Origin of the sequence: Mycobacterium tuberculosis H37Rv, assembly GCF_000195955.2 — a bacterium.
GTDB classification, from domain to species: domain Bacteria; phylum Actinomycetota; class Actinomycetes; order Mycobacteriales; family Mycobacteriaceae; genus Mycobacterium; species Mycobacterium tuberculosis.
The window spans coordinates 2,935,032-2,957,568 of sequence record NC_000962.3 but is presented as its reverse complement, the minus strand read 5'-3'; the positions used below and the strand labels follow the sequence as shown (position 1 = coordinate 2,957,568).

Genomic DNA, 22,537 nt, shown 5'->3' with positions numbered 1-22,537 from the left:
GGGCCATGTCGCCTTCGTCACGAGGCAGCAACGACCTGGACGCGAACACGATCCCGGGCACCCGCATCGCGCCCTCTTGTTCGATCCGGAACCGGTATGGGGTCTCCTCGACGATTTTCATGAATCAGGTCTCAATTCACACATCGAGCGTTACCGCACATCGCCAGCCGTGGCGACCCTGCGAGAACCGAAGTTCGTTGAGTGACACCGCCTTCGGCACGGCACCCACCTGAACTAGCGTACTCGCATCGGTCGTTGCGAATGTGACGTCGACACCCCCGTCAACGTCGCGCAGCCTGAGATCGACAGGCGTTTCACCGACGGTGTCCAGCAAATAAATGACCTCCTCGAGCACCGCGACCAGTAGATCGTCGTCGCGATCCGCGGTCAGCCGGCGCAGCCGGGTATGGACCGCGTGCGCGGATTCCAGGTCGAGGAAGCTCTCGACGGTACCCAGCACCGCCTGCCGGATACAGCCGTCACGGGTCGGTGCCCAGGCTTCGATTCGCAAGTCCGCCGTATGCGGCACGGACCGATGCCCTGAACTGGTGCCCGGCTTGCCCGCCTGAACGCAACGCGCCAAGGCGCGCAGGGGATTTGTCGCTCGTAGGCGGGCGCAAGGAACATCCAACCCGCGGGGCCGCGGCGGATTGATGTGATCGTCGCGGTGCAGCATCCTAGGATCTATGGCTGCCGAGTCGGTTGGTGGCGGCATAACGCAGCAATGCGCCCACCCCATCTAGTGGCGCGATCCGGTTGTCGTCACGGACCAATGCGGCACCTACCGCGATCGCGGCGAATGGCAACGCCTCATCGGCCCTTGCCACGCGATCTACCGGTTCGCCGAGTTCGGACAACATGTCGGCATCCCGCGCGACCGTAGTACGCGCTTTACCGGTGACCACGGTGGCCTCGCCTAGCTCTCCGACGATCAGCGTGTCGACGTCGCCGTCACGCAGAGCCGCACACACCTCCGCCAACCCTTGGGCCGCCAGCCCCGATCCGCGTCCGATCTCCGCCTCAAATTGTTGTGCGACATTGGTGATTTCGGCGTACCGCCGCCGGGTGAACTCCGCGGATGTCAGGTCCCAGATCTCTTCCTCGTCTAAGGCGCTTTTGCGCGGTCCGGCATGCAGCTGCGACACCCGGACCGCCACCCGCTGCGGCAATGTGGAAAGCAGGTCTGTGCGTGACCGCACCTCGCCGGACACGAACACCACCTCGGGGTCGGCAGCGTCTACCAGTCGGGTGAGATGGTCGGCGACCGCGCGGCAGTTCATTCGGATGGCTTCTTCGGTGGTGTGCTGGAAGTCGCCGTAGCCGTTCCAGCCGGCGGTGACCGGCTTGTGCACCGGGTAGCCGACCCCATCGATTTTCGTGGAACTGATGGTGGCCCCCTGATACAGCTTGACGTCGGCGCCGGTGTGATCAACCGCGGCAAATACATACGTCGGTCGCCGCATCTCAAGGTCTATCAATGGCACGACGTACGGATAATCCGACAGCCGAATCACCGTAGCCGGTGGTGGGCCGATCAGATGCTCGTTGACCAGTACTTGCTCGCCGGTCGCGATCAGCGCGCGGCCACGCTGGCCGACGGCCGGTCGAGAATCCCGCACCGCCTCTTCGAGGCTGTCGATGAGCTCCTGCTTCGCGTCGCGGCTTTCGAGATGCTTCCGGACATCGCGCCACGTCGCTTCCCGGCGCTCGACGGCATCAAGAGTGTCGTGCGAGTCGTCGAAATACACCGAGGCGAACGGACCTTCTGCGGCTACCAGCCACCGGAGACGTTCTGATCGCATGTTGTTCTCTCCGCTGTTTTGTGCTGATACGTCACCGTTTATGCAGATGCCCGCCAATGCATGCTTGGTGGATCAACCGGTGATCTCTTCGCTGTCGAGACTGACCAGTACGACGCGGAAGGGTATGTGCCCACGGGTTTCATAACTCAAACCCACTGTTGCCCATAAGGATCCTGGTAGAGCAGTACATGTAGCTTGCTGCAATGCTATCAGGGTGTGGCATGGCCATGTCTTCTATGCGTCGTGGCACCTTCGATCGTTGTGCGGTCCAGCGGGAAGGCATAGGGACCAAAGTCATCCACCGGATCGGCAATCGTCCCTTCGGGACGACACCGTTAGGTGGTGCTTAGACCGCAACGGCAATCTCAACGGACAGGTGCTCACCGATTGCGTACGCAGCGGGCCAGTCGCCGATCCGCACCGCACGCGCAAGCTCATCGGCCAACGGGCTTTGGGTGCCCAACTCCGACAACCAACCGGACACGGTGCTAGTGATCTCGTCACCAGGCACCCGTGCTGTGCGCCCGTCGTGCGAGCGATCGGTCACCTGATAGATGGTGGCGGATTGCACCTTGCGCGGGTGCCATATCGCTAGATTCATCATCGCCTCCTGGTGCACCCCCCACCTGCCTATCCGACCACATCGGCCGGCCCATGCGTAGGGGCCAACAGCCCGAATACCGGAGTGCCTCGGTCGTTGCGTGGACATGCCGAAGTCCGTGTCCACTGGGGTCTTTCGTCACTTCACTGGCCCACAAAGCCCCGGGGACCGTCGATGTGCCCGGTCGCGCCGCGTCCACCTCGGTCATCGACCCCACGATGAGGACGCCATCGGCCGCGACCAAGCCCCGTGAAACTCTGACGGCGTGCTGGCCGGGCTGCGGCACCTGATCACCTTAGGGCACTTGGGCCACCACAACGGGCCGCCGGTCTCGACAGTGGCCACCACCACACAGGTGACTTCCGGCGGGACGTAAGTCCCTAACGCGTCGTTCCGCACGCGGTTAGCTTTGCTGCCATGGCAAGTTCTGCGAGCGACGGCACCCACGAACGCTCGGCTTTTCGCCTGAGTCCACCGGTCTTGAGCGGCGCCATGGGACCGTTCATGCACACCGGTCTGTACGTCGCTCAATCGTGGCGCGACTATCTGGGTCAACAGCCCGATAAACTGCCGATCGCACGGCCCACTATTGCCTTAGCGGCGCAAGCCTTTCGAGACGAAATCGTCCTGCTGGGCCTCAAGGCACGACGTCCGGTCAGCAATCATCGAGTGTTCGAGCGCATCAGCCAAGAAGTGGCCGCTGGACTGGAGTTCTATGGGAATCGCAGATGGCTGGAGAAGCCTAGCGGATTTTTTGCCCAGCCCCCACCGCTCACCGAGGTCGCGGTCCGAAAGGTCAAGGACCGCAGACGCTCCTTTTATCGCATCTTCTTCGACAGTGGGTTTACGCCGCATCCGGGTGAACCGGGCAGCCAACGGTGGCTCTCATACACTGCGAACAATCGCGAGTACGCCCTGTTACTGCGGCACCCAGAGCCGCGTCCCTGGCTGGTTTGTGTACACGGCACCGAGATGGGCAGGGCCCCGTTGGATCTCGCGGTGTTCCGCGCCTGGAAGCTGCATGACGAACTCGGCCTGAACATTGTCATGCCGGTTCTTCCGATGCATGGTCCCCGCGGGCAAGGTCTGCCGAAGGGCGCCGTTTTTCCCGGAGAAGATGTTCTCGACGATGTGCATGGGACGGCTCAAGCGGTGTGGGATATCCGGCGGCTGTTGTCCTGGATACGATCGCAGGAGGAGGAGTCGCTGATCGGGTTGAACGGTCTCTCGCTGGGCGGCTACATCGCGTCATTGGTCGCCAGCCTCGAAGAAGGTCTCGCCTGCGCGATTCTCGGTGTCCCAGTGGCTGATCTGATCGAGTTGTTGGGCCGCCACTGCGGTCTTCGGCACAAAGACCCCCGCCGCCACACCGTCAAGATGGCCGAACCGATCGGCCGAATGATCTCGCCGCTCTCACTTACGCCACTGGTGCCCATGCCGGGCCGCTTTATCTACGCGGGCATTGCCGACCGACTCGTGCATCCACGCGAACAGGTGACTCGCCTCTGGGAGCACTGGGGCAAACCCGAAATCGTGTGGTATCCAGGCGGTCACACTGGCTTCTTCCAGTCGCGGCCGGTACGACGGTTTGTCCAGGCTGCGCTGGAGCAGTCGGGCCTGTTGGACGCGCCACGGACACAGCGCGACCGTTCCGCCTAACTCCGCGCCGAGCGTGGGCTGGCTGCGCCGAATGTGCACTGGTGGCGGAGACACACCCAGGCGATGCCGCCCTGGTTGCACGTTCGGCGTGTCAGCTTGTGACGGATGTGGCAACCCGGCTCCGCCAGGACCTACGACCACGGTCGCAAAGCCAACGGATTGGCCCCGTCGCGAGGCTCATGTGCCTGTCGGCGTCTTCCGCTTCCGTCGAAACGAGCCTTCATGGTTGTCAGTTGTTCCATTGCCGGTTACCCCGATCGGGGCCGATCGGCATCACTATCGGTCCTGCGGCCGCCCATAGCGCTATATCCGGCTGGTGAAATCAATTGACAACCTTCGACTTTGAGGTGGCCTACGGCGAGGACAAGCCAGGCAAGCCAGCTGCCTCAACGCGCGCCAGTACGGGTCCATCGACCCGCGGCCCACGGGTCAAACGACCCTAGTGTTCGCTACGACGTGGTCGTACCTTCGGCAGCAGATCAGCAATAGCACCCCGACTCGAGGAGGATCCCGATGACCACCGCACGCGACATCATGAACGCAGGTGTGACCTGTGTTGGCGAACACGAGACGCTAACCGCTGCCGCTCAATACATGCGTGAGCACGACATCGGCGCGTTGCCGATCTGCGGGGACGACGACCGGCTGCACGGCATGCTCACCGACCGCGACATTGTGATCAAAGGCCTGGCTGCGGGCCTAGACCCGAATACCGCCACGGCTGGCGAGTTGGCCCGGGACAGCATCTACTACGTCGATGCGAACGCAAGCATCCAGGAGATGCTCAACGTCATGGAAGAACATCAGGTCCGCCGTGTTCCGGTCATCTCAGAGCACCGCTTGGTCGGAATCGTCACCGAAGCCGACATCGCCCGACACCTGCCCGAGCACGCCATTGTGCAGTTCGTCAAGGCAATCTGCTCGCCCATGGCCCTCGCCAGCTAGCGACCTCGGATCATCCGCCGGCACGAAAGGCTTTATCCGCCAGCATCGGAGGTACCCAATGCGTGATGCGATCCCGCTTGGGCGGATCGCCGGGTTTGTGGTGAACGTCCACTGGAGCGTGTTGGTGATCCTGTGGTTGTTCACCTGGAGTCTGGCGACCATGTTGCCGGGTACCGTCGGAGGCTACCCGGCCGTGGTCTATTGGCTTCTCGGCGCAGGTGGCGCGGTCATGTTGCTGGCGTCGCTGTTGGCTCATGAGCTCGCGCACGCCGTCGTCGCTCGTCGCGCCGGGGTATCCGTTGAGAGCGTGACGTTGTGGCTGTTCGGCGGGGTGACCGCGCTTGGCGGCGAGGCAAAGACGCCCAAAGCCGCTTTCCGGATCGCGTTCGCGGGTCCGGCTACCAGCCTGGCGCTGTCGGCGACATTCGGTGCGTTGGCCATCACGCTCGCCGGCGTGCGGACCCCGGCCATCGTGATCAGCGTTGCTTGGTGGTTGGCTACTGTCAACCTGCTGCTGGGGCTGTTCAATCTGCTGCCTGGCGCGCCGTTGGACGGTGGGCGGTTGGTCCGGGCCTATCTGTGGCGCCGCCACGGCGATAGTGTGCGCGCCGGGATCGGTGCGGCGCGGGCCGGACGGGTGGTTGCGCTGGTCTTGATCGCGTTGGGATTGGCCGAGTTTGTGGCTGGTGGCCTCGTCGGTGGGGTCTGGTTAGCCTTCATTGGCTGGTTTATCTTCGCTGCCGCTCGCGAGGAGGAGACCCGGATTTCGACCCAGCAGCTGTTTGCCGGGGTGCGTGTGGCCGATGCGATGACCGCCCAACCGCATACGGCTCCCGGATGGATCAATGTCGAGGATTTCATCCAGCGTTACGTGCTTGGTGAACGGCACTCGGCATATCCGGTTGCCGATCGGGACGGATCGATCACGGGCCTGGTGGCATTGCGGCAGCTGCGCGATGTTGCGCCTAGCCGGCGCAGCACTACCAGCGTAGGTGACATTGCGCTGCCGCTGCACAGCGTGCCGACCGCCCGACCACAAGAGCCGCTGACCGCGCTCCTAGAGCGGATGGCACCGCTCGGCCCGCGCAGCCGTGCGCTGGTCACCGAAGGGAGCGCGGTGGTCGGCATCGTCACTCCCAGCGATGTCGCGCGGCTGATTGACGTCTACCGGTTGGCCCAGCCGGAACCGACCTTTACCACGAGTCCCCAAGATGCGGACAGGTTTTCCGATGCGGGGTGATCGAGCATCGGGAAATGTCTGGGAGAGGAGAGCCGACGATGAAAACAATCATTGTTGGTATCGATGGTTCGCACGCGGCGATTACGGCCGCATTGTGGGGGGTTGACGAGGCCATCAGCCGAGCGGTGCCGCTGCGACTGGTCTCAGTGATCAAGCCGACACATCCGTCCCCGGACGACTACGACCGCGACCTTGCGCATGCTGAAAGATCGCTTCGGGAAGCGCAGTCCGCTGTTGAGGCCGCGGGCAAGCTCGTCAAGATCGAAACCGACATCCCCCGCGGGCCAGCCGGCCCGGTGCTTGTGGAGGCATCGCGCGACGCCGAGATGATCTGCGTCGGCTCCGTGGGAATCGGGCGCTACGCCAGCTCGATCTTGGGTTCGACGGCAACCGAGCTGGCCGAAAAGGCGCATTGCCCGGTCGCCGTCATGCGCTCAAAAGTGGACCAGCCAGCGTCTGACATCAACTGGATCGTGGTGCGCATGACCGACGCACCGGATAACGAGGCCGTGCTGGAATACGCTGCCCGGGAAGCGAAGTTGCGGCAAGCGCCCATACTGGCACTCGGCGGGCGACCGGAGGAGCTCCGGGAGATTCCGGACGGCGAATTCGAACGTCGCGTGCAGGATTGGCACCACCGTCATCCCGATGTGCGCGTCTACCCGATCACCACTCACACGGGTATTGCCCGGTTCCTGGCCGACCACGACGAGCGCGTACAGCTGGCAGTGATCGGCGGTGGTGAGGCCGGTCAGCTAGCGCGGCTGGTCGGGCCATCCGGACATCCGGTGTTCCGTCACGCCGAGTGTTCGGTGCTTGTCGTTCGCCGCTGAACCTAAGTCAGCGACTCGCGTGCCACGATGACCGGCGTCCGCGCCAGCTGAGCAACGGTTTCGCCTACCGACCCCACCAGCATTCCGGCGTAGCCGCCGCGGCCCCGGCTGCCGACCACGACCAGCTGGGCTTCCTCGGAGCGTTGGACGAGCTGGCGGGCCGGCTGATCGCGCACCACCACGCGGGTTATGGCTACGTTGGGATACCGCTCCTGCCAACCCGCCAACCGCTCGGCCAGCACCTGCTCGGCCATCGACTGAGTTGCCGGCCAATCGATTCCGGGCCACTCCGACACATCGACGTCGCTCCATGCGTGCAGCGCCACCAGGTCCACGTTTCGCCGCGACGCTTCGTCGAATGCGATTGCGGTCGCCAGCTCGGAGGCCGACGAGCCGTCAACGCCAACTAGCACCGGCGCTTGCTGGGGATGCGGCATCACCGAATCTTCGTCGTGGATGATCACGACCGGACAGTGCGCGTGGCGGAGCAGGCCGGAACTGACCGAACCGAGCAGCCGGCCCGGCCACCGCCCACTTCCGAGACAACCCACGACCATCAGCACTGCGTCTTTGGACATGTCGACCAATGTGGGAACGGCTGCCGCCGGAACGATTTCACTGTGGACCGTGGGGGGACCAGCGCGCAGCGAAGCCTGTTCAACCACCTTGAGTGCGTCGTCGATCAGGTGGCGCCCGTGATCCTGCTGCCATCGCAGCACGCCCGGCGGCAGTGGCACCTCCAGCCAGGTGGCTACTTCCGGCGACACCGCGTGCACGAGCGTCAGAGGGATTTTTCGCAACTCCGCATCCCGAGCTGCCCACCGCACCGCAACCTGTGCGGCCGGTGAATCGTCGATCCCGACGATAATTCCCAGAGATGAATTGCCCGATGACATCGCGGTCCTCCTGTCGTTGGCTGATCGCCCGCTCGGCCGATGTGGCTTGTCCCTACCGCACGACGGTAACGGGGGAGGAGGGTTTTGCTCAGGAGGCGTTTGTCACTAGCCCAACGGGCTTAGGTCCTCAATGGATCACGAATCGACGTGCGGTTTGTGCGCGACAATGGCGACGGCTGTCAAGCGTTCACGATGCCTGCGGAATGTGTGGCGCATCAACAGGACTCGCCGACGCGCGGCACGATGGATGAGCAGGTTTCCGGCGAACCGCAGCGCACCCAGGAGGCCTTCGTCAGCGATCACCCGTCGCGGTTGTAACAACGCCATGGAAGCGGTGACAACGTGTTCGACGACCAGTCCATGGCCCGCTAAGAGGTGCGACCATTCCGCAACGGTCAGCGGACGCGCATTGACCTTGAGCGCGCGGGCCAGCGACTGCCGCAGGTCGGTGCGGACCTGCTCTGCGACGTCGTCCGGCACCAGCGCTAGTTCGTGAATCGCGTAGCGGCCACCCGGCCTCAGCACCCGCGCCGCCTCGGCGACGATCGTGTGTTTAGCCGCGTTGCCTTGCATGGTCAGCATCGCCTCGCCGATGACGACATCGGCGCTGGCGTCGGATAATCCGGTATCGGCCGCGTCGGTGACCCGGACGTCGCCGCGGCCGGCGAGAACGTGTCGGACCAGGTTGGCCGCGTTGGGATCGCTCTCCGCCCCCACGTACGACCGCGGGTTGCGGGCCAAGATTTCGGCTGCGGTGCGGCCCAGGCCCGGTGCCAGCTCGAGCACGTCGGCGTCGGTCACCTCGGCGCGGGCCAGCAGTGTCCGGGTGAGTTCGACGCCGCCGGGACGCAGCACCCGCTTGCCCAGCCGGGCCAGCAGCCAGTGCCCCTGCATGTGGTCGTCGTCTCGATCCGACAAGGGCAGAGGCTGCCCGGCATTGCCACGTTTGTTGGCCATAGACCCCACCTCCGCAGGTTTTTACAAGTCCGTTTGTGTAAACTTACTGCATTGCTCAGGCGCAGCCGACGAGCCTTATGGGGGTGAGTGTCATCATCAGGTCACTGCAAGAGCCGGTGGGGCGCCGTCGTGCGGTGCTGCGGGCATTGTGTGCGTCGCGGGTTCCGATGAGCATCGCCGCGATCGCCGGCAAGTTGGGCGTGCATCCCAACACCGTCCGCTTCCACCTCGATAACCTGGTCGCTGATGGCCAGGTGGAGCGGGTCGAGCCCGGCCGCGGCCGACCGGGGCGCCCGCCGCTGATGTTTCGGGCGGTCCGGCGGACGGATAGCACTGGGACGCGGCGTTACCGGCTGCTTGCCGAGATCCTCGCCAGTGGCCTTGCCGCCGAACGGGATTCGCGGGCCATGGCGTTGTCCGCGGGCCGGGCGTGGGGGCGCCAGCTCGAAGCGCCGCCGGCCGGTGCCGACACCGAGGAGACGATCGACCACTTGGTCGCGGTGCTTGACGACCTTGGCTTCGCTCCCGAGCGCCGGGCATCCAACGGCAGGCAACAGGTCGGTCTGCGGCACTGTCCGTTTCTGGAACTCGCCGAAACTCAAGCCGGTGTCGTCTGCCCCGTCCACTTAGGGATCATGCGGGGAGCCTTGCAAACATGGGGGGCGCCAGTCACCGTCGACCGGCTCGACGCGTTCGTCGAACCCGACCTGTGCCTGGCCCACTTCACGCCGCTGGAAGGAGCCATTCGGTGAGCGCCGGACCGGCGATCGAGGTCGCCGTCGCGTTCGTCTGGCTGGGAATGGTGGTGGCGATCTCGTTTCTGGAAGCTCCGCTGAAGTTCCGGGCGGCAGGAGTGACGCTGCAGATCGGGCTCGGCATCGGCCGGTTGGTCTTCCGTGCGCTCAATACCGTTGAGGTCGGTTTCGCCCTTGTCATCCTCGCGATCGTGGTGGTCGGCTCGACGCCGGCGCGGATCGCCGCGGCGTTTTCGGTCGCGTTGGCTGCGTTGGCCGTCCAGTTGATTGCGGTGCGTCCTCGATTGACTCGACGGTCCAATCAGGTATTGGCCGGGCTGCAGGCTCCCCGCTCCCGCGGTCACCACATCTATGTCGGTTTGGAGATAGTCAAGGTGGTTGCGTTGCTCGTCGCGGGGATACTGCTACTGAACGGCTGAAAGGACGCGCCGATGGAATCCATTTCGCTGACCAGCCTGGCCGCCGAAAAGCTGGCCGAGGCGCAACAGACACACAGCGGACGGGCTGCCCACACCATCCACGGTGGTCACACCCACGAGCTTCGGCAGACGGTGCTGGCATTGCTTGCCGGCCACGACCTGTCCGAGCATGACAGCCCGGGCGAGGCGACGCTGCAAGTGCTGCAGGGCCATGTGTGCCTTACCGCCGGTGAGGACGCGTGGAACGGCAGGGCCGGCGACTACGTCGCGATTCCGCCGACACGGCATGCGCTGCACGCCGTCGAGGATTCGGTGATCATGCTGACCGTGCTGAAATCCCTGCCCGATGCTCACTCGGGGTCGTGAGCCGAACATCGCTTGAGTACTACACAACACCGGGCCGGTCCGGGTGCCAACCGAACGGCCGGGCTGTGCGGTGCCAGCGCGTCGGCCACGCCTGTGATCAAGGCGTGGTTCATATTGCAGGCCAGCTCGGTCTGCTCCCGGGCCAGTGCGTGGAACGGGCAGTTCACCAGCTCGACCTCATCGTCGCCAGGGCCAGCCGGGCGGCGGGGTTCATAACCGTACTTGCGCAGCACATCCAGCGTCAGCTCCAGCGCCGCCGCGGGGTCTGCGGGCGGCCGGGTGGTGGCGGCGGCGCCCATGGCTTGGCCGTAGTCATGGGCGATCCGGTTGAGCACTTCCACGGTCGGCTCCCCGGTGGTGGCCGACAGCACGATGGCTGCGGCCATCAGCCGCCCAGCAAGCTCGTACTCCCGCTGTGGAAGGCTGAGGGCGATGTCGCGGCCGGCCCGGCGATACAGCTTGGCGGTCCGCCCGGCGCCGGGGCCGGACCGGCCGGTCAGGCGCGCGTACTCGGTATCCAGCAGGCCTTCGGCAGTGAGCCGGTCCAAATGGAATTTCGCCTGGTGGCGCGGGATGCCGACGGCGTCGGCCGCCTGGTCTCGGCTCACCGGCATCGATTGTGAGCACACGAATTGGTAGAGCTGGCGACGCACCGGATCCACGAGTGCCCCGATCCCGGCGACGTCGCGTTCGAAGGAAGCTCGGCCGTCCACTTCAGCAAGCCATCTCTAACAGACAAAACACTTGACGATACAGTCTATAGGATCTAACGTTCAAATTGTTGTCTGTTAGAAGTCGGGAGGCAGCTATGAGCATCAGACCAACGACCAGCCCTGCTCTCGCAGACCAGCTGAAGGATCCGGCATACTCTGCATACGTATTGCTTCGCACGCTGTTCACGGTCGCGCCCATCCTGTTCGGGCTGGACAAGTTCTTCAATCTGCTGACCCATCCGCAGCACTGGAACATGTATCTGGCCGGCTGGATCAACGATCTCGTGCCCGGCACCGCCGACCAATGCATGTACTTGGTCGGGGCAATCGAGATTGTGGCCGGCGTATTGGTTGCGGTCGCACCGCGCATCGGCGCCTGGGTAGTCGCGGCCTGGCTGGCCGGGATCATTCTCAACCTGGTCACCGGACCCGGTTTCTACGACATCGCGCTGCGCGACTTCGGTTTGCTGGTTGGCGCCATCGCGCTCGCCCGGCTGGCGCAGGGCGTGCACAGCGGAGGCATCGGGCGGCCTTAACCAGGGCGCCGGCGCCTCACACCGCGCGCAGGTAGCGCTGGGCGATGAAGCGCTGGGTCACCGCGCCCAGCGGCCCGGCGGCTTTGCTCGCCCAGGTCGCCGGACGGGAGAACGACAACACCTCGGCAAACACCACGGAGGTCATCGGGTCGCAGCGAACCGCGAACCGTTCCTCGCCGGACACCGGATGGCCCGGCAAAGTGCCGTAACCGAATCCGCGCACGTCGGGTTCGTCGATGACATACACCACTCGGCACGGCGCACGCAGGAAAGCGATTCCCACCAACACCACCGCGGACACGACGGCGGTTTCGGAGCTGGCCCGCACCCGCAGGCCGGCGTTGCGCTGCATGCCCCAATGCATGACGGCGTCGGCGGCCTGCTCAAAACGCTGGCGGCCGGTGCCGATCTGCGTCGACACGTCAAGGTGGTTGTAGCCCGCGGGCAGTCGTCCGGTCGCTGTCGCGCCCACCTCCGGATAGGTCAGCGGCAGATCGGCCAGCGCATTGAGGTCCACCTGGCCAGCTTGCCACGGCAGCGCATCGCGAAGCGCGCGTGCACACAGTCGATGAGGCGACCGTTGCGCGCTGTCGTAGTGGCGTCCGGAGATTCACTGGGGTGTAGGGCGATTTGTGCTGCTTGGCGGAAGAGTTCTCGTCCGCGCGGGTTTCGCCTGCTGCCACACGATGAGGGCAGAACCCCAGGTGCAGTGTGCACCACGTTCCACCAATGTTGGTGCGGTTTGTGCCTGCGCCCAGGCGTGGAACGGCAGGGATCGTCCGAATAAACGGTTACCCACCGCGGCGGTAACAGGCGGTGGGCCGCCCGCATCTCAACATCGTGGCGGTCAGGAGGATTTCGATGTCGTTTGTCAACGTGGCCCCACAGTTAGTGTCCACAGCCGCGGCCGATGCAGCGCGGATCGGCTCGGCGATCAACACCGCCAACACCGCGGCGGCGGCGACCACCCAGGTGTTGGCCGCCGCCCAAGACGAGGTGTCAACGGCGATCGCCGCGCTGTTCGGCAGCCACGGCCAGCACTATCAAGCGATCAGCGCGCAGGTCGCGGCCTATCAGCAACGGTTCGTGCTGGCCTTAAGCCAAGCTGGCAGCACCTACGCGGTCGCCGAAGCGGCCAGCGCAACACCGCTGCAGAACGTGCTCGATGCGATCAACGCACCCGTTCAGTCGCTGACCGGGCGCCCATTGATCGGCGACGGCGCGAACGGGATCGACGGGACCGGGCAAGCCGGCGGTAACGGCGGGTGGCTGTGGGGCAACGGCGGCAACGGCGGGTCGGGGGCACCCGGGCAGGCCGGCGGGGCCGGCGGTGCGGCCGGGTTGATCGGCAACGGTGGGGCCGGCGGAGCTGGCGGCCAGGGCCTACCCTTTGAGGCCGGCGCGAACGGCGGAGCCGGCGGCGCCGGTGGATGGCTGTTCGGCAACGGCGGGGCCGGCGGGAACGGCGGGATCGGTGGGGCCGGCACCAACCTCGCTATCGGCGGGCATGGTGGGAACGGCGGCAACGCCGGGCTGATCGGCGCCGGCGGGACCGGCGGGGCCGGGGGCACCGGCGGCGGCGAGCCCTCCGCGGGGGCTAGCGGCGGCAACGGCGGGAACGGCGGGAACGGCGGCCTACTGATCGGCAACAGCGGGGACGGCGGGGCCGCCGGAAACGGGGCAGGCATTTCTCAGAACGGTCCAGCGTCCGGATTCGGGGGTAACGGTGGTCACGCCGGAACCACCGGACTGATCGGCAACGGCGGCAATGGCGGAGCCGGCGGAGCCGGTGGTGATGTGTCCGCCGATTTCGGGGGCGTTGGGTTTGGCGGGCAAGGCGGTAACGGCGGCGCCGGCGGGCTACTCTACGGTAACGGCGGGGCCGGCGGAAACGGCGGTGCCGCCGGGTCGCCCGGGTCTGTTACGGCCTTCGGAGGGAATGGCGGTAGCGGCGGCAGCGGTGGAAACGGCGGCAATGCCCTCATCGGCAACGCGGGGGCCGGTGGGAGCGCCGGGGCCGGCGGGAACGGAGCGAGCGCCGGCACTGCTGGCGGGTCCGGCGGTGACGGCGGGAAAGGCGGGAACGGCGGCAGCGTCGGACTGATCGGCAACGGTGGAAACGGCGGAAACGGCGGCGCCGGGAGCCTCTTCAATGGCGCTCCAGGCTTCGGCGGGCCCGGCGGCAGCGGCGGTGCATCACTGTTGGGGCCACCCGGCCTGGCCGGCACCAACGGAGCCGACGGCTAACGGAGCCGGCCGGCGCCGGAAATCCAGACCTGGATTTGCGAGTTGCTACGGTAGCGGCCCGTCGGCGGCGACCGCCGCCAGCGTCGCTGACCGCTCCCCGTCCAGCGACGCTCTATCGACTGTCCGTCGTCGACGTCCTGCTGGGTAGCCAGGTCGTCAACATCCTTTGGGCTCATCGAGCCGCCGTAGAGCACCCGGTCACCTGCCCGGTACCGATCGCCCACACCGGTGATCGAAAACCCATCCGGTCACTCGGCTTACGGTCGTCGACGTGCGCCCCGATAGCATGGTCGCGATCGTTTCGACACGTCCAAGCCTTGGAGACCGACCCGATGAGCGCCCCCGCACAACCCGCCCCGGGAGTCGATGGCGGCGACCCGTCGCAAGCCCGAATTCGGGTTCCTGCCGGGACCACCGCGGCCACCGCCGTCGGCGAAGCGGGTTTACCGCGGCGCGGTACGCCCGATGCGATCGTCGTCGTGCGCGACGCCGACGGCAACCTGCGCGACCTGAGCTGGGTGCCCGACGTCGACACCGATATCACGCCGGTGGCCGCCAACACCGACGACGGTCGCAGCGTGATCCGCCATTCGACCGCGCACGTGTTGGCCCAAGCCGTCCAAGAGCTGTTTCCGCAGGCCAAGCTCGGCATCGGACCACCCATCACCGACGGCTTCTACTACGACTTCGACGTGCCCGAGCCGTTCACGCCCGAGGACTTGGCGGCGCTGGAAAAGCGGATGCGCCAGATCGTCAAGGAAGGCCAGCTGTTCGACCGGCGGGTCTACGAATCCACCGAACAGGCCCGCGCCGAGCTGGCCAACGAGCCCTACAAGCTGGAACTCGTCGACGACAAATCGGGTGACGCCGAGATCATGGAGGTCGGCGGTGACGAGCTCACCGCCTACGACAACCTCAACCCCCGCACCCGCGAGCGCGTCTGGGGCGACCTGTGCCGCGGACCGCACATCCCGACCACCAAACACATCCCGGCGTTCAAGCTCACCCGCAGCTCGGCCGCCTACTGGCGGGGCGATCAGAAAAACGCCAGCCTGCAACGGATCTACGGCACCGCGTGGGAATCCCAGGAGGCGCTCGACAGGCACCTGGAGTTCATCGAAGAGGCGCAGCGCCGCGACCACCGCAAGCTGGGTGTCGAGCTGGACCTGTTCAGCTTCCCCGACGAAATCGGTTCCGGCCTAGCGGTTTTCCACCCCAAGGGCGGCATCGTGCGTCGCGAACTGGAGGACTACTCGCGGCGCAAGCACACCGAGGCGGGCTACCAGTTCGTCAACAGCCCGCACATCACCAAGGCCCAGTTGTTCCACACCTCGGGACATCTGGACTGGTACGCCGACGGCATGTTCCCCCCGATGCACATCGACGCGGAGTACAACGCCGACGGCTCGCTGCGCAAACCCGGCCAGGACTACTACCTCAAGCCGATGAACTGCCCGATGCACTGCCTGATCTTCCGCGCGCGCGGGCGATCCTATCGGGAACTGCCGTTGCGGCTCTTCGAGTTCGGCACGGTGTATCGCTACGAGAAGTCCGGTGTGGTGCACGGGTTGACCCGGGTGCGTGGGCTGACCATGGACGACGCGCACATCTTCTGCACCCGCGACCAGATGCGCGACGAGCTGCGGTCGCTGCTGCGGTTTGTGCTCGACCTGCTCGCCGACTACGGCCTCACCGACTTCTACCTCGAACTGTCCACCAAGGACCCGGAGAAGTTCGTCGGCGCCGAGGAGGTCTGGGAGGAAGCCACCACCGTGCTGGCCGAGGTGGGCGCCGAATCCGGGCTGGAGCTGGTGCCCGATCCAGGCGGCGCGGCGTTCTACGGGCCCAAGATTTCAGTGCAGGTCAAAGACGCGCTGGGCCGCACCTGGCAGATGTCGACCATCCAGCTGGACTTCAACTTTCCGGAACGTTTCGGCCTGGAGTACACCGCCGCCGACGGAACCCGCCACCGCCCGGTGATGATCCACCGCGCGCTATTTGGGTCGATCGAGCGGTTCTTCGGCATTCTCACCGAGCACTACGCGGGGGCGTTCCCGGCCTGGTTGGCGCCCGTGCAGGTGGTCGGCATCCCGGTCGCCGATGAGCACGTCGCCTATCTGGAAGAGGTTGCCACGCAACTGAAGTCGCACGGGGTGCGGGCCGAGGTGGACGCCAGCGACGATCGGATGGCCAAGAAGATCGTGCACCACACCAACCACAAGGTGCCGTTCATGGTGTTGGCGGGTGATCGTGACGTCGCCGCCGGCGCGGTGAGTTTCCGGTTCGGTGACCGCACCCAAATCAACGGTGTGGCCCGTGACGATGCGGTGGCGGCCATTGTCGCCTGGATCGCTGACCGCGAAAATGCGGTTCCTACAGCGGAACTGGTGAAAGTGGCCGGTCGTGAGTGACGAGGACCGCACGGATCGGGCCACCGAGGACCACACCATCTTCGATCGGGGTGTCGGCCAGCGCGACCAGCTGCAGCGGTTATGGACCCCCTACCGGATGAACTACCTGGCCGAAGCGCCAGTGAAGCGTGACCCCAATTCCTCGGCCAGCCCTGCGCAGCCGTTCACCGAGATCCCGCAGCTGTCCGACGAAGAGGGTCTGGTGGTCGCTCGTGGCAAGCTGGTCTACGCCGTGCTCAACCTGTACCCGTACAACCCCGGGCACTTGATGGTGGTGCCCTATCGTCGGGTATCCGAACTCGAGGATCTCACCGATTTGGAGAGCGCCGAGTTGATGGCGTTCACCCAGAAGGCGATTCGCGTGATCAAGAACGTGTCGCGTCCGCACGGCTTCAATGTCGGCCTGAACCTAGGGACATCGGCGGGCGGGTCGCTGGCCGAGCACCTGCACGTGCATGTGGTGCCACGGTGGGGTGGCGATGCGAATTTCATCACCATCATCGGGGGCTCCAAGGTGATTCCGCAGCTGCTGCGCGACACCCGTCGGCTGCTTGCCACCGAGTGGGCTCGGCAACCATGAGCAAGCTGCCCTTCCTGTCCCGGGCGGCGTTCGCCCGGATTACCACCCCGATCGCCAGGGGACTGCTGCGGGTCGGCCTCACGCCGGACGTCGTCACCATCCTGGGCACCACCGCGTCGGTGGCGGGAGCGCTGACGCTGTTCCCGATGGGCAAGCTGTTCGCGGGTGCGTGTGTGGTGTGGTTCTTCGTGTTGTTCGACATGCTGGACGGGGCGATGGCCCGGGAGCGCGGGGGCGGCACTCGCTTCGGCGCGGTGCTGGACGCCACCTGTGACCGCATCAGTGACGGCGCGGTGTTCTGCGGTCTGCTGTGGTGGATAGCGTTTCACATGCGCGACCGACCGCTGGTGATCGCGACCTTGATCTGTCTGGTCACCTCGCAGGTGATCTCTTACATCAAGGCCCGGGCGGAGGCCAGCGGGCTGCGCGGCGACGGCGGCTTCATCGAACGGCCGGAACGGTTGATCATCGTGCTGACCGGCGCCGGGGTGTCGGACTTCCCGTTTGTGCCCTGGCCGCCGGCGTTGTCGGTGGGGATGTGGCTGCTGGCCGTCGCCAGCGTGATCACCTGCGTGCAGCGGTTGCACACGGTCTGGACTTCACCCGGAGCCATCGATCGGATGGCGATTCCTGGAAAGGGCGACCGGTGATTGCCGGCCTTAAGGGCTTGAAGCTGCCCAAAGATCCGCGCAGTTCCGTGACGCGCACCGCGACCGACTGGGCGTATGCGGCCGGCTGGATGGCCGTACGGGCGCTGCCAGAGTTCGCCGTACGCAACGCATTCGACACCGGAGCGCGCTACTTTGCCCGCCACGGCGGGCCCGAGCAGCTGCGCAAGAACCTGGCCCGCGTCCTGGGTGTGCCGCCAGCCGCGGTGCCGGACCCGCTGATGTGCGCCTCGCTGGAGTCCTACGGGCGCTACTGGCGTGAGGTGTTCCGGCTGCCGACGATAAACCACCGCAAGCTGGCCCGCCAGCTCGACCGCGTGATCGGTGGACTGGATCACCTGGACGCGGCGCTGGCCGCGGGCCTCGGTGCCGTGCTGGCGTTGCCGCACAGCGGCAACTGGGATATGGCCGGGATGTGGCTGGTGCAGCGGCACGGCACCTTCACCACCGTCGCCGAGCGCCTAAAACCCGAATCGCTGTACCAGCGCTTTATCGACTACCGCGAAAGCCTGGGATTTGAGGTGCTGCCGCTGTCCGGCGGCGAACGGCCGCCGTTCGAGGTGCTCTCTGAGCGGCTGAGGAACAACCGAGTGGTCTGCCTGATGGCCGAGCGCGATCTCACCCGCACCGGTGTTGAGGTCGACTTCTTCGGCGAGCCCACCCGGATGCCGGTGGGGCCGGCGAAGCTGGCGGTCGAGACCGGTGCGGCATTGCTGCCCACACATTGCTGGTTCGAGGGCCGCGGCTGGGGTTTCCAGGTGTATCCGGCGCTGGATTGCACCAGCGGTGACGTCGCTGCCATCACACAGGCGCTGGCCGACCGCTTCGCGCAGAACATTGCCGCCCATCCCGCGGATTGGCACATGCTGCAGCCCCAGTGGCTGGCCGACTTATCCGAATCGCGGCGGGCGCAACTGAGGTCCAGATGAGGAAAGCCTGATGCGGATCGGCATGATTTGTCCGTACTCGTTCGACGTCCCGGGCGGGGTGCAGTCGCATGTGCTACAGCTTGCCGAGGTGATGCGCACCCGCGGCCACTTGGTCAGTGTGCTCGCGCCGGCCTCCCCGCATGCCGCACTGCCTGATTACTTTGTCTCCGGTGGTAGGGCGGTTCCGATTCCCTACAACGGCTCGGTGGCCCGGCTGCGGTTCGGTCCGGCGACCCACCGCAAGGTCAAAAAGTGGCTTGCGCATGGTGATTTCGACGTACTGCATCTACACGAGCCGAATGCGCCGAGCCTGTCGATGCTGGCCCTGAACATTGCCGAGGGCCCGATTGTGGCGACATTTCACACCTCGACCACCAAGTCGCTGACGCTGACGGTGTTCCAGGGCATTCTGCGGCCCATGCACGAGAAGATCGTCGGCCGGATCGCGGTGTCCGACCTAGCCCGGCGCTGGCAGATGGAGGCGTTGGGATCCGATGCGGTGGAGATCCCCAATGGGGTGGACGTTGATTCCTTCGCCTCGGCAGCGCGGCTGGACGGGTACCCGCGCCAGGGTAAAACGGTGTTGTTCCTGGGTCGCTACGACGAGCCCCGCAAGGGCATGGCCGTTTTGCTCGACGCGCTGCCGAAGGTGGTGCAGCGGTTTCCGGATGTCCAGCTACTGATCGTCGGCCACGGCGACGCCGACCAGTTGCGCGGCCAGGCGGGCCGTTTGGCGGCGCACCTGCGCTTTCTGGGTCAGGTGGACGACGCCGGAAAAGCTTCGGCGATGCGCAGCGCCGACGTCTACTGTGCGCCCAACACCGGCGGTGAGAGTTTCGGCATTGTGCTGGTCGAAGCGATGGCCGCCGGCACTGCGGTGGTGGCCAGCGACCTCGACGCCTTCCGGCGTGTGCTGCGCGACGGTGAGGTCGGGCACCTGGTGCCGGTGGACCCGCCAGACTTGCAGGCCGCCGCGTTGGCCGATGGACTGATTGCGGTGCTGGAGAACGATGTCCTGCGGGAGCGCTATGTGGCGGCCGGCAACGCGGCCGTCCGCCGGTATGACTGGTCGGTGGTGGCCAGCCAGATCATGCGAGTGTACGAGACGGTCGCCGGGTCGGGCGCCAAGGTTCAGGTGGCCAGCTGATGACGTGGCTGGTCCTGGCCGGCGCAGTGCTGCTCGTTGTGCTGGTTGCGTTCGGCGCCTGGGGATATCAGACGGCCAACCGGTTGAACCGGTTGAACGTGCGCTATGACTTGTCGTGGCAGTCGCTGGACAGCGCGCTCGCGCGACGAGCGGTGGTGGCACGTGCGGTGGCGATCGACGCGTACGGCGGTGCCCCCCAGGGCAGTCGGCTGGCCGCCTTAGCCGACGCCGCGGAGGGCGCGCCCCGGCATGCGCGCGAGAATGCGGAGAACGAGCTTTCGGCCGCGTTGGCGATGGTCAACCCCGCGTCGCTGCCCGCGGCCCTGATCGCCGAGTTAGCCGACGCGGAAGCCCGCGTCCTGCTGGCCCGCCGCTTCCACAACGACGCCGTTCGCGACACCCTCGCTCTGGGGGAACGACGGCTGGTGCGATTGCTGCGGCTTGGTGGAACCGCTGTGCTGCCAACCTATTTCGAGATCGTCGAGCGACCCCACGCATTGGTGCACGGCGATCAGGGTGCGTCCGGTCGCCGCACCTCGGCGCGGGTGGTGCTATTGGATGACAGCGGTGCCGTGTTGTTGCTGTGCGGATCGGATCCGGCGAACCCGGCGTTTCGGGACGGCGCGGCGCCGAAGTGGTGGTTCACCGTCGGGGGCCAAGTGCGACCGGGTGAGCGGCTGGCCCAGGCCGCCGCCCGGGAGCTGGCCGAAGAAACCGGTCTGCGGGTGGCCCCGGCCGACATGATCGGACCTATCTGGCGACGCGACGAGGTCTTCGAGTTCAACGGGTCGCTGATCGACAGCGAGGAGTTCTACCTGGTGCACCGGACGCGTCGGTTCGAGCCTGCTGTGCAGGGGCGAACCGAGTTGGAACGCCGCTATATTCGCGATGCCCGCTGGTGTGACGCGAACGACATCGCGCAGCTGGTGGCGGCGGGCGAGCGGGTGTACCCGTTGCAACTAGGCGAGCTGTTGCCGGCAGCCAACCGGCTGGTGGACGTCGCGCTGGACAACGGAGCCGCGCGCGATGCCGGCGTTCCTCAGCCCATCCGCTGACGTGCACGGTTTGTGGACCGCTTAGAAAAGTCGGGGTAGCGCCGGCTGCCACGGCGGCGGCAGCCCCAGTCCGGACAGGGCGTCGTTGACGCCTTGCACGGCGCCTTGCTGCAGGTCCGCGGCCACCTCGGCCCAATCGACGTCCGGAAACAGTCCGAACGGGCTGGGCACGTCCTGGTGGGCGGTGCGGTCATAACCCAACTCGACGAGCACCCGCAAGTCCGGCTGGATGAGGTCGGCAAGCGGGTTTCCCAGCAGGGGGATAGCACGCAGCGGGACCAGCAGCGGCAGATCTTGGCTGGGCAGCAGGATGTAGGTGGTCAGGACGTCCGGTGAGGACACCGGTTGAACCACGCCCGAGGCAAGATCGGGCGGCAACGCAATCAACCCGGAGTGCAGGAAAAGGATGCCCGCGATCGCGTTGGCGGTCGCGAAGACATTCAGCGGGTATTTGGGGAAGTCGTTGACGCCGTCGTACTGGAACGCGTAATCGACGGTGGGGTAGGCGTCGGCGGGCGTCGCGCCGGACAATGTGAAACCCAACTGCGGTATGGAGAAGCCAAAACGCGTAAGAATGCCACCGTCGGGCCGGTTGGGATTGCCGGTCAACGTAAAGGACAATTCGTCGAGACCCGGACGCAGGTGTGCTGGCAGGGATTGCAGATAGCGCATTTCGAAGGTGGCTATCGTGGCGCTTTGGGAGGTGCCGAAGACGACGACTTCGTTTCCCGCCGCGAGTTGCGCCATGATCGCGGTGTGCAGATTCGTTACGCCCTGGGCCACGGAGACGTCATAGGTCAGGCTATTCAGCCCGGTGAATGGGAAAAACTGCGATGGCGTTTCCAGGAACGTAGCGGTGTATCCGGGATGCACGGGGGTGATGAACCGCGCAGCGTACTCGAGTAAGGGGATGTTGGGCAGCGGCAGTAGGCTGTCGGTGCCGCCCATGACCAACGCGGTTACTCCCGGGCCGCCGTTGCCCACCACCAAGACGTCGGGGTTGGCAGGCTTGCCGAAGCCGATTTGTCCGTTGCCGGTGATGCCGATGCCGATATTCCAATTGCCGGTGTTCCCAATGCCGAGGTTTCTGTCGCCGATATTCCCGATGCCGATGTTGGCGTCGCCTCGATTTCCGAAGCCGATGTTTGCGTTGCCAATGTTGTCGTTGCCGATGTTGCCGACGCCCACATTTCCGCTGCCCAGGTTCCCGCTAGCCAACTGGGCCAGCACGTTTTGCAGCTGCTGCTGCAAACCCTCTTGAATAGGCGCCAGCTGCGTGGCCACCGCCGACGCGGCGGAGTGATAGCCGAACATCGCGGCCACGTCCTGGGCCCATATCTGCTCGTATTCAGCCTCCGCGGCCGCGATCGCCGGGGCGTTCTGGCCCAGCAAGTTGGCTGCCACCAGCGACGCCAGCCGTGTCCGGTTGGCCGCGACCATCGCTGGAGACACGGTGGCCGCCAGCGTCGCCTCGAACGCGCTCGCCGCTAGCCGCGCCTGGCCGGCCGCCTGCGCGGCCTGACCCGCCGCCGTGTTCAACCACCCCACATACGGGCTGGCCGCGCGGGTCATCGCCAGCGACGCCGGACCATGCCACGCGTCGCCCGCCAACCCGGTGGTCACCGACGCGAACGAGCCCGCCGCGGCATGCAACTCCTCGGCCAACCCGTCCCAGGCCGACGCCGCCGCCAGCATTGGGCCCAGGCCCGCACCGGCGAATATGCGCGCCGAATTCACCTCCGGCGGCAAAACGGCGAAATTCATCGCTGTGTACTTTC

General features: G+C 65.9%; 24 protein-coding genes. 15 read left to right on the top strand and 9 right to left on the bottom strand.

Going from position 1 to position 22,537, the window contains the following annotated elements:
• Nucleotides 1-136: 136 nt before the first annotated feature.
• The 3 genes from Rv2630 to Rv2628 all read right to left on the bottom strand — a co-directional run bounded on the left by Rv2630 (nt 137) and on the right by Rv2628 (nt 2,511).
• Complete coding sequence (locus tag Rv2630; RefSeq protein NP_217146.1) at nt 137-676, bottom strand: hypothetical protein; 540 nt, start codon at nt 674-676, stop codon at nt 137-139.
• 1 nt (nt 677) lies between these two features.
• Nucleotides 678-1,802, bottom strand: coding sequence for a hypothetical protein (locus Rv2629; RefSeq protein NP_217145.1), 1,125 nt, complete (start codon nt 1,800-1,802; stop codon nt 678-680).
• 346 nt (nt 1,803-2,148) lie between these two features.
• Nucleotides 2,149-2,511: a hypothetical protein gene (locus tag Rv2628; RefSeq protein NP_217144.1), complete on the bottom strand. Its 363-nt coding sequence runs from the start codon at nt 2,509-2,511 to the stop codon at nt 2,149-2,151.
• Between the two features lie 309 nt (nt 2,512-2,820).
• On the opposite strand from Rv2628, the gene Rv2627c reads away from it, so the two are divergent.
• The 4 genes from Rv2627c (at nt 2,821) to Rv2624c (ending at nt 7,080) form a co-directional block, all read left to right on the top strand.
• On the top strand, nt 2,821-4,062 hold the full coding sequence (locus Rv2627c; protein NP_217143.1) for a hypothetical protein: 1,242 nt from the start codon (nt 2,821-2,823) through the stop codon (nt 4,060-4,062).
• Between the two features lie 513 nt (nt 4,063-4,575).
• The gene (gene hrp1 / locus Rv2626c; protein NP_217142.1) at nt 4,576-5,007 is read left to right on the top strand and encodes a hypoxic response protein; all 432 of its coding nucleotides are present in this window, start codon (nt 4,576-4,578) and stop codon (nt 5,005-5,007) included.
• A gap of 58 nt (nt 5,008-5,065) precedes the next feature.
• On the top strand, nt 5,066-6,247 hold the full coding sequence (locus tag Rv2625c) for a zinc metalloprotease Rip3 (protein ID NP_217141.1): 1,182 nt from the start codon (nt 5,066-5,068) through the stop codon (nt 6,245-6,247).
• A 14-nt stretch (nt 6,248-6,261) separates the two neighbouring features.
• Entirely contained in the window at nt 6,262-7,080 is an 819-nt protein-coding gene (locus Rv2624c) for a universal stress protein (RefSeq protein ID NP_217140.1), read from the top strand.
• Nucleotides 7,081-7,082: 2 nt separating this feature from the next.
• Here Rv2624c and TB31.7 read toward each other — a convergent pair whose 3' ends face one another.
• Nucleotides 7,083-7,976 (bottom strand): universal stress protein, encoded by an 894-nt coding sequence (gene TB31.7 / locus Rv2623; RefSeq protein ID NP_217139.1) that lies wholly within the window; start codon nt 7,974-7,976, stop codon nt 7,083-7,085.
• Between the two features lie 135 nt (nt 7,977-8,111).
• A complete protein-coding gene (locus Rv2622; RefSeq protein NP_217138.1) occupies nt 8,112-8,933 on the bottom strand; it encodes a methyltransferase in 822 nt (273 codons plus the stop codon).
• A gap of 77 nt (nt 8,934-9,010) precedes the next feature.
• Between Rv2622 and Rv2621c the strand changes: the two genes are divergently transcribed.
• From Rv2621c to Rv2619c, 3 genes are read left to right on the top strand one after another with little or no spacing between them, the layout of a single operon-like run.
• The gene (locus Rv2621c) at nt 9,011-9,685 is read left to right on the top strand and encodes a transcriptional regulator (RefSeq protein ID NP_217137.1); all 675 of its coding nucleotides are present in this window, start codon (nt 9,011-9,013) and stop codon (nt 9,683-9,685) included.
• A complete protein-coding gene (locus tag Rv2620c) occupies nt 9,682-10,107 on the top strand; it encodes a transmembrane protein (protein NP_217136.1) in 426 nt (141 codons plus the stop codon). Before Rv2621c ends, Rv2620c begins: the two co-directional genes overlap by 4 nt.
• A 12-nt stretch (nt 10,108-10,119) precedes the next feature.
• Nucleotides 10,120-10,473, top strand: coding sequence for a hypothetical protein (locus Rv2619c; RefSeq protein ID NP_217135.1), 354 nt, complete (start codon nt 10,120-10,122; stop codon nt 10,471-10,473).
• Here Rv2619c and Rv2618 read toward each other — a convergent pair.
• On the bottom strand, nt 10,458-11,135 hold the full coding sequence (locus Rv2618; protein NP_217134.1) for a hypothetical protein: 678 nt from the start codon (nt 11,133-11,135) through the stop codon (nt 10,458-10,460). The two genes, Rv2619c and Rv2618, sit on opposite strands and share 16 nt — an antisense overlap.
• A 146-nt stretch (nt 11,136-11,281) precedes the next feature.
• On the opposite strand from Rv2618, the gene Rv2617c reads away from it, so the two are divergent.
• Nucleotides 11,282-11,722: a transmembrane protein gene (locus tag Rv2617c; RefSeq protein NP_217133.1), complete on the top strand. Its 441-nt coding sequence runs from the start codon at nt 11,282-11,284 to the stop codon at nt 11,720-11,722.
• A 16-nt stretch (nt 11,723-11,738) separates the two neighbouring features.
• Here the strand turns inward: Rv2617c and Rv2616 are convergent, their stop codons facing one another.
• A complete protein-coding gene (locus Rv2616; protein NP_217132.1) occupies nt 11,739-12,239 on the bottom strand; it encodes a hypothetical protein in 501 nt (166 codons plus the stop codon).
• Between the two features lie 344 nt (nt 12,240-12,583).
• Between Rv2616 and PE_PGRS45 the strand changes: the two genes are divergently transcribed.
• The gene (gene PE_PGRS45 / locus Rv2615c) at nt 12,584-13,969 is read left to right on the top strand and encodes a PE-PGRS family protein PE_PGRS45 (RefSeq protein YP_177895.1); all 1,386 of its coding nucleotides are present in this window, start codon (nt 12,584-12,586) and stop codon (nt 13,967-13,969) included.
• Here PE_PGRS45 and Rv2614A read toward each other — a convergent pair.
• The gene (locus Rv2614A) at nt 13,966-14,193 is read right to left on the bottom strand and encodes a hypothetical protein (protein ID YP_177674.1); all 228 of its coding nucleotides are present in this window, start codon (nt 14,191-14,193) and stop codon (nt 13,966-13,968) included. The two genes, PE_PGRS45 and Rv2614A, sit on opposite strands and share 4 nt — an antisense overlap.
• A gap of 108 nt (nt 14,194-14,301) precedes the next feature.
• Here Rv2614A and thrS point away from each other — a divergent pair, with 108 nt between their 5' ends.
• Genes thrS through Rv2609c form a run of 6 tightly spaced genes read left to right on the top strand, consistent with a single transcriptional unit; the run spans nt 14,302 to nt 20,759 of the window.
• A complete protein-coding gene (thrS, locus tag Rv2614c) occupies nt 14,302-16,380 on the top strand; it encodes a threonine--tRNA ligase (protein ID NP_217130.1) in 2,079 nt (692 codons plus the stop codon).
• Nucleotides 16,373-16,960: an AP-4-A phosphorylase gene (locus tag Rv2613c; RefSeq protein NP_217129.1), complete on the top strand. Its 588-nt coding sequence runs from the start codon at nt 16,373-16,375 to the stop codon at nt 16,958-16,960. The genes thrS and Rv2613c overlap by 8 nt, the downstream gene beginning before the upstream one ends.
• Complete coding sequence (gene pgsA1, locus Rv2612c; protein ID YP_177894.1) at nt 16,957-17,610, top strand: CDP-diacylglycerol--inositol 3-phosphatidyltransferase; 654 nt, start codon at nt 16,957-16,959, stop codon at nt 17,608-17,610. Before Rv2613c ends, pgsA1 begins: the two co-directional genes overlap by 4 nt.
• Nucleotides 17,607-18,557: a phosphatidylinositol mannoside acyltransferase gene (locus Rv2611c; protein ID NP_217127.1), complete on the top strand. Its 951-nt coding sequence runs from the start codon at nt 17,607-17,609 to the stop codon at nt 18,555-18,557. The genes pgsA1 and Rv2611c overlap by 4 nt, the downstream gene beginning before the upstream one ends.
• A 10-nt stretch (nt 18,558-18,567) precedes the next feature.
• The gene (gene pimA / locus Rv2610c; protein NP_217126.1) at nt 18,568-19,704 is read left to right on the top strand and encodes an alpha-(1-2)-phosphatidylinositol mannosyltransferase; all 1,137 of its coding nucleotides are present in this window, start codon (nt 18,568-18,570) and stop codon (nt 19,702-19,704) included.
• Nucleotides 19,704-20,759, top strand: a complete 1,056-nt coding sequence (locus Rv2609c; RefSeq protein ID NP_217125.1) for a membrane protein — start codon at nt 19,704-19,706, stop codon at nt 20,757-20,759. Before pimA ends, Rv2609c begins: the two co-directional genes overlap by 1 nt.
• A 21-nt stretch (nt 20,760-20,780) precedes the next feature.
• Here Rv2609c and PPE42 read toward each other — a convergent pair whose 3' ends face one another.
• Entirely contained in the window at nt 20,781-22,523 is a 1,743-nt protein-coding gene (gene PPE42 / locus Rv2608; protein YP_177893.1) for a PPE family protein PPE42, read from the bottom strand.
• Nucleotides 22,524-22,537 lie beyond the last annotated feature (14 nt).

Coding starts and splice junctions, on each gene's coding strand:
- Rv2630 (NP_217146.1), bottom strand. CDS start 676: ATGCTGCACCGCGACGATCACATCAATCCGCCGCGGCCCCGCGGGTTG.
- PE_PGRS45 (YP_177895.1), top strand. CDS start 12,584: ATGTCGTTTGTCAACGTGGCCCCACAGTTAGTGTCCACAGCCGCGGCC.
- pimA (NP_217126.1), top strand. CDS start 18,568: ATGCGGATCGGCATGATTTGTCCGTACTCGTTCGACGTCCCGGGCGGG.
- TB31.7 (NP_217139.1), bottom strand. CDS start 7,976: ATGTCATCGGGCAATTCATCTCTGGGAATTATCGTCGGGATCGACGAT.
- Rv2619c (NP_217135.1), top strand. CDS start 10,120: ATGGAATCCATTTCGCTGACCAGCCTGGCCGCCGAAAAGCTGGCCGAG.
- Rv2609c (NP_217125.1), top strand. CDS start 19,704: ATGACGTGGCTGGTCCTGGCCGGCGCAGTGCTGCTCGTTGTGCTGGTT.
- pgsA1 (YP_177894.1), top strand. CDS start 16,957: ATGAGCAAGCTGCCCTTCCTGTCCCGGGCGGCGTTCGCCCGGATTACC.
- Rv2617c (NP_217133.1), top strand. CDS start 11,282: ATGAGCATCAGACCAACGACCAGCCCTGCTCTCGCAGACCAGCTGAAG.
- PPE42 (YP_177893.1), bottom strand. CDS start 22,523: ATGAATTTCGCCGTTTTGCCGCCGGAGGTGAATTCGGCGCGCATATTC.
- Rv2627c (NP_217143.1), top strand. CDS start 2,821: ATGGCAAGTTCTGCGAGCGACGGCACCCACGAACGCTCGGCTTTTCGC.
- Rv2624c (NP_217140.1), top strand. CDS start 6,262: ATGTCTGGGAGAGGAGAGCCGACGATGAAAACAATCATTGTTGGTATC.
- Rv2622 (NP_217138.1), bottom strand. CDS start 8,933: ATGGCCAACAAACGTGGCAATGCCGGGCAGCCTCTGCCCTTGTCGGAT.
- hrp1 (NP_217142.1), top strand. CDS start 4,576: ATGACCACCGCACGCGACATCATGAACGCAGGTGTGACCTGTGTTGGC.
- Rv2625c (NP_217141.1), top strand. CDS start 5,066: ATGCGTGATGCGATCCCGCTTGGGCGGATCGCCGGGTTTGTGGTGAAC.
- Rv2628 (NP_217144.1), bottom strand. CDS start 2,511: ATGTCCACGCAACGACCGAGGCACTCCGGTATTCGGGCTGTTGGCCCC.
- Rv2629 (NP_217145.1), bottom strand. CDS start 1,802: ATGCGATCAGAACGTCTCCGGTGGCTGGTAGCCGCAGAAGGTCCGTTC.
- Rv2621c (NP_217137.1), top strand. CDS start 9,011: ATGGGGGTGAGTGTCATCATCAGGTCACTGCAAGAGCCGGTGGGGCGC.
- thrS (NP_217130.1), top strand. CDS start 14,302: ATGAGCGCCCCCGCACAACCCGCCCCGGGAGTCGATGGCGGCGACCCG.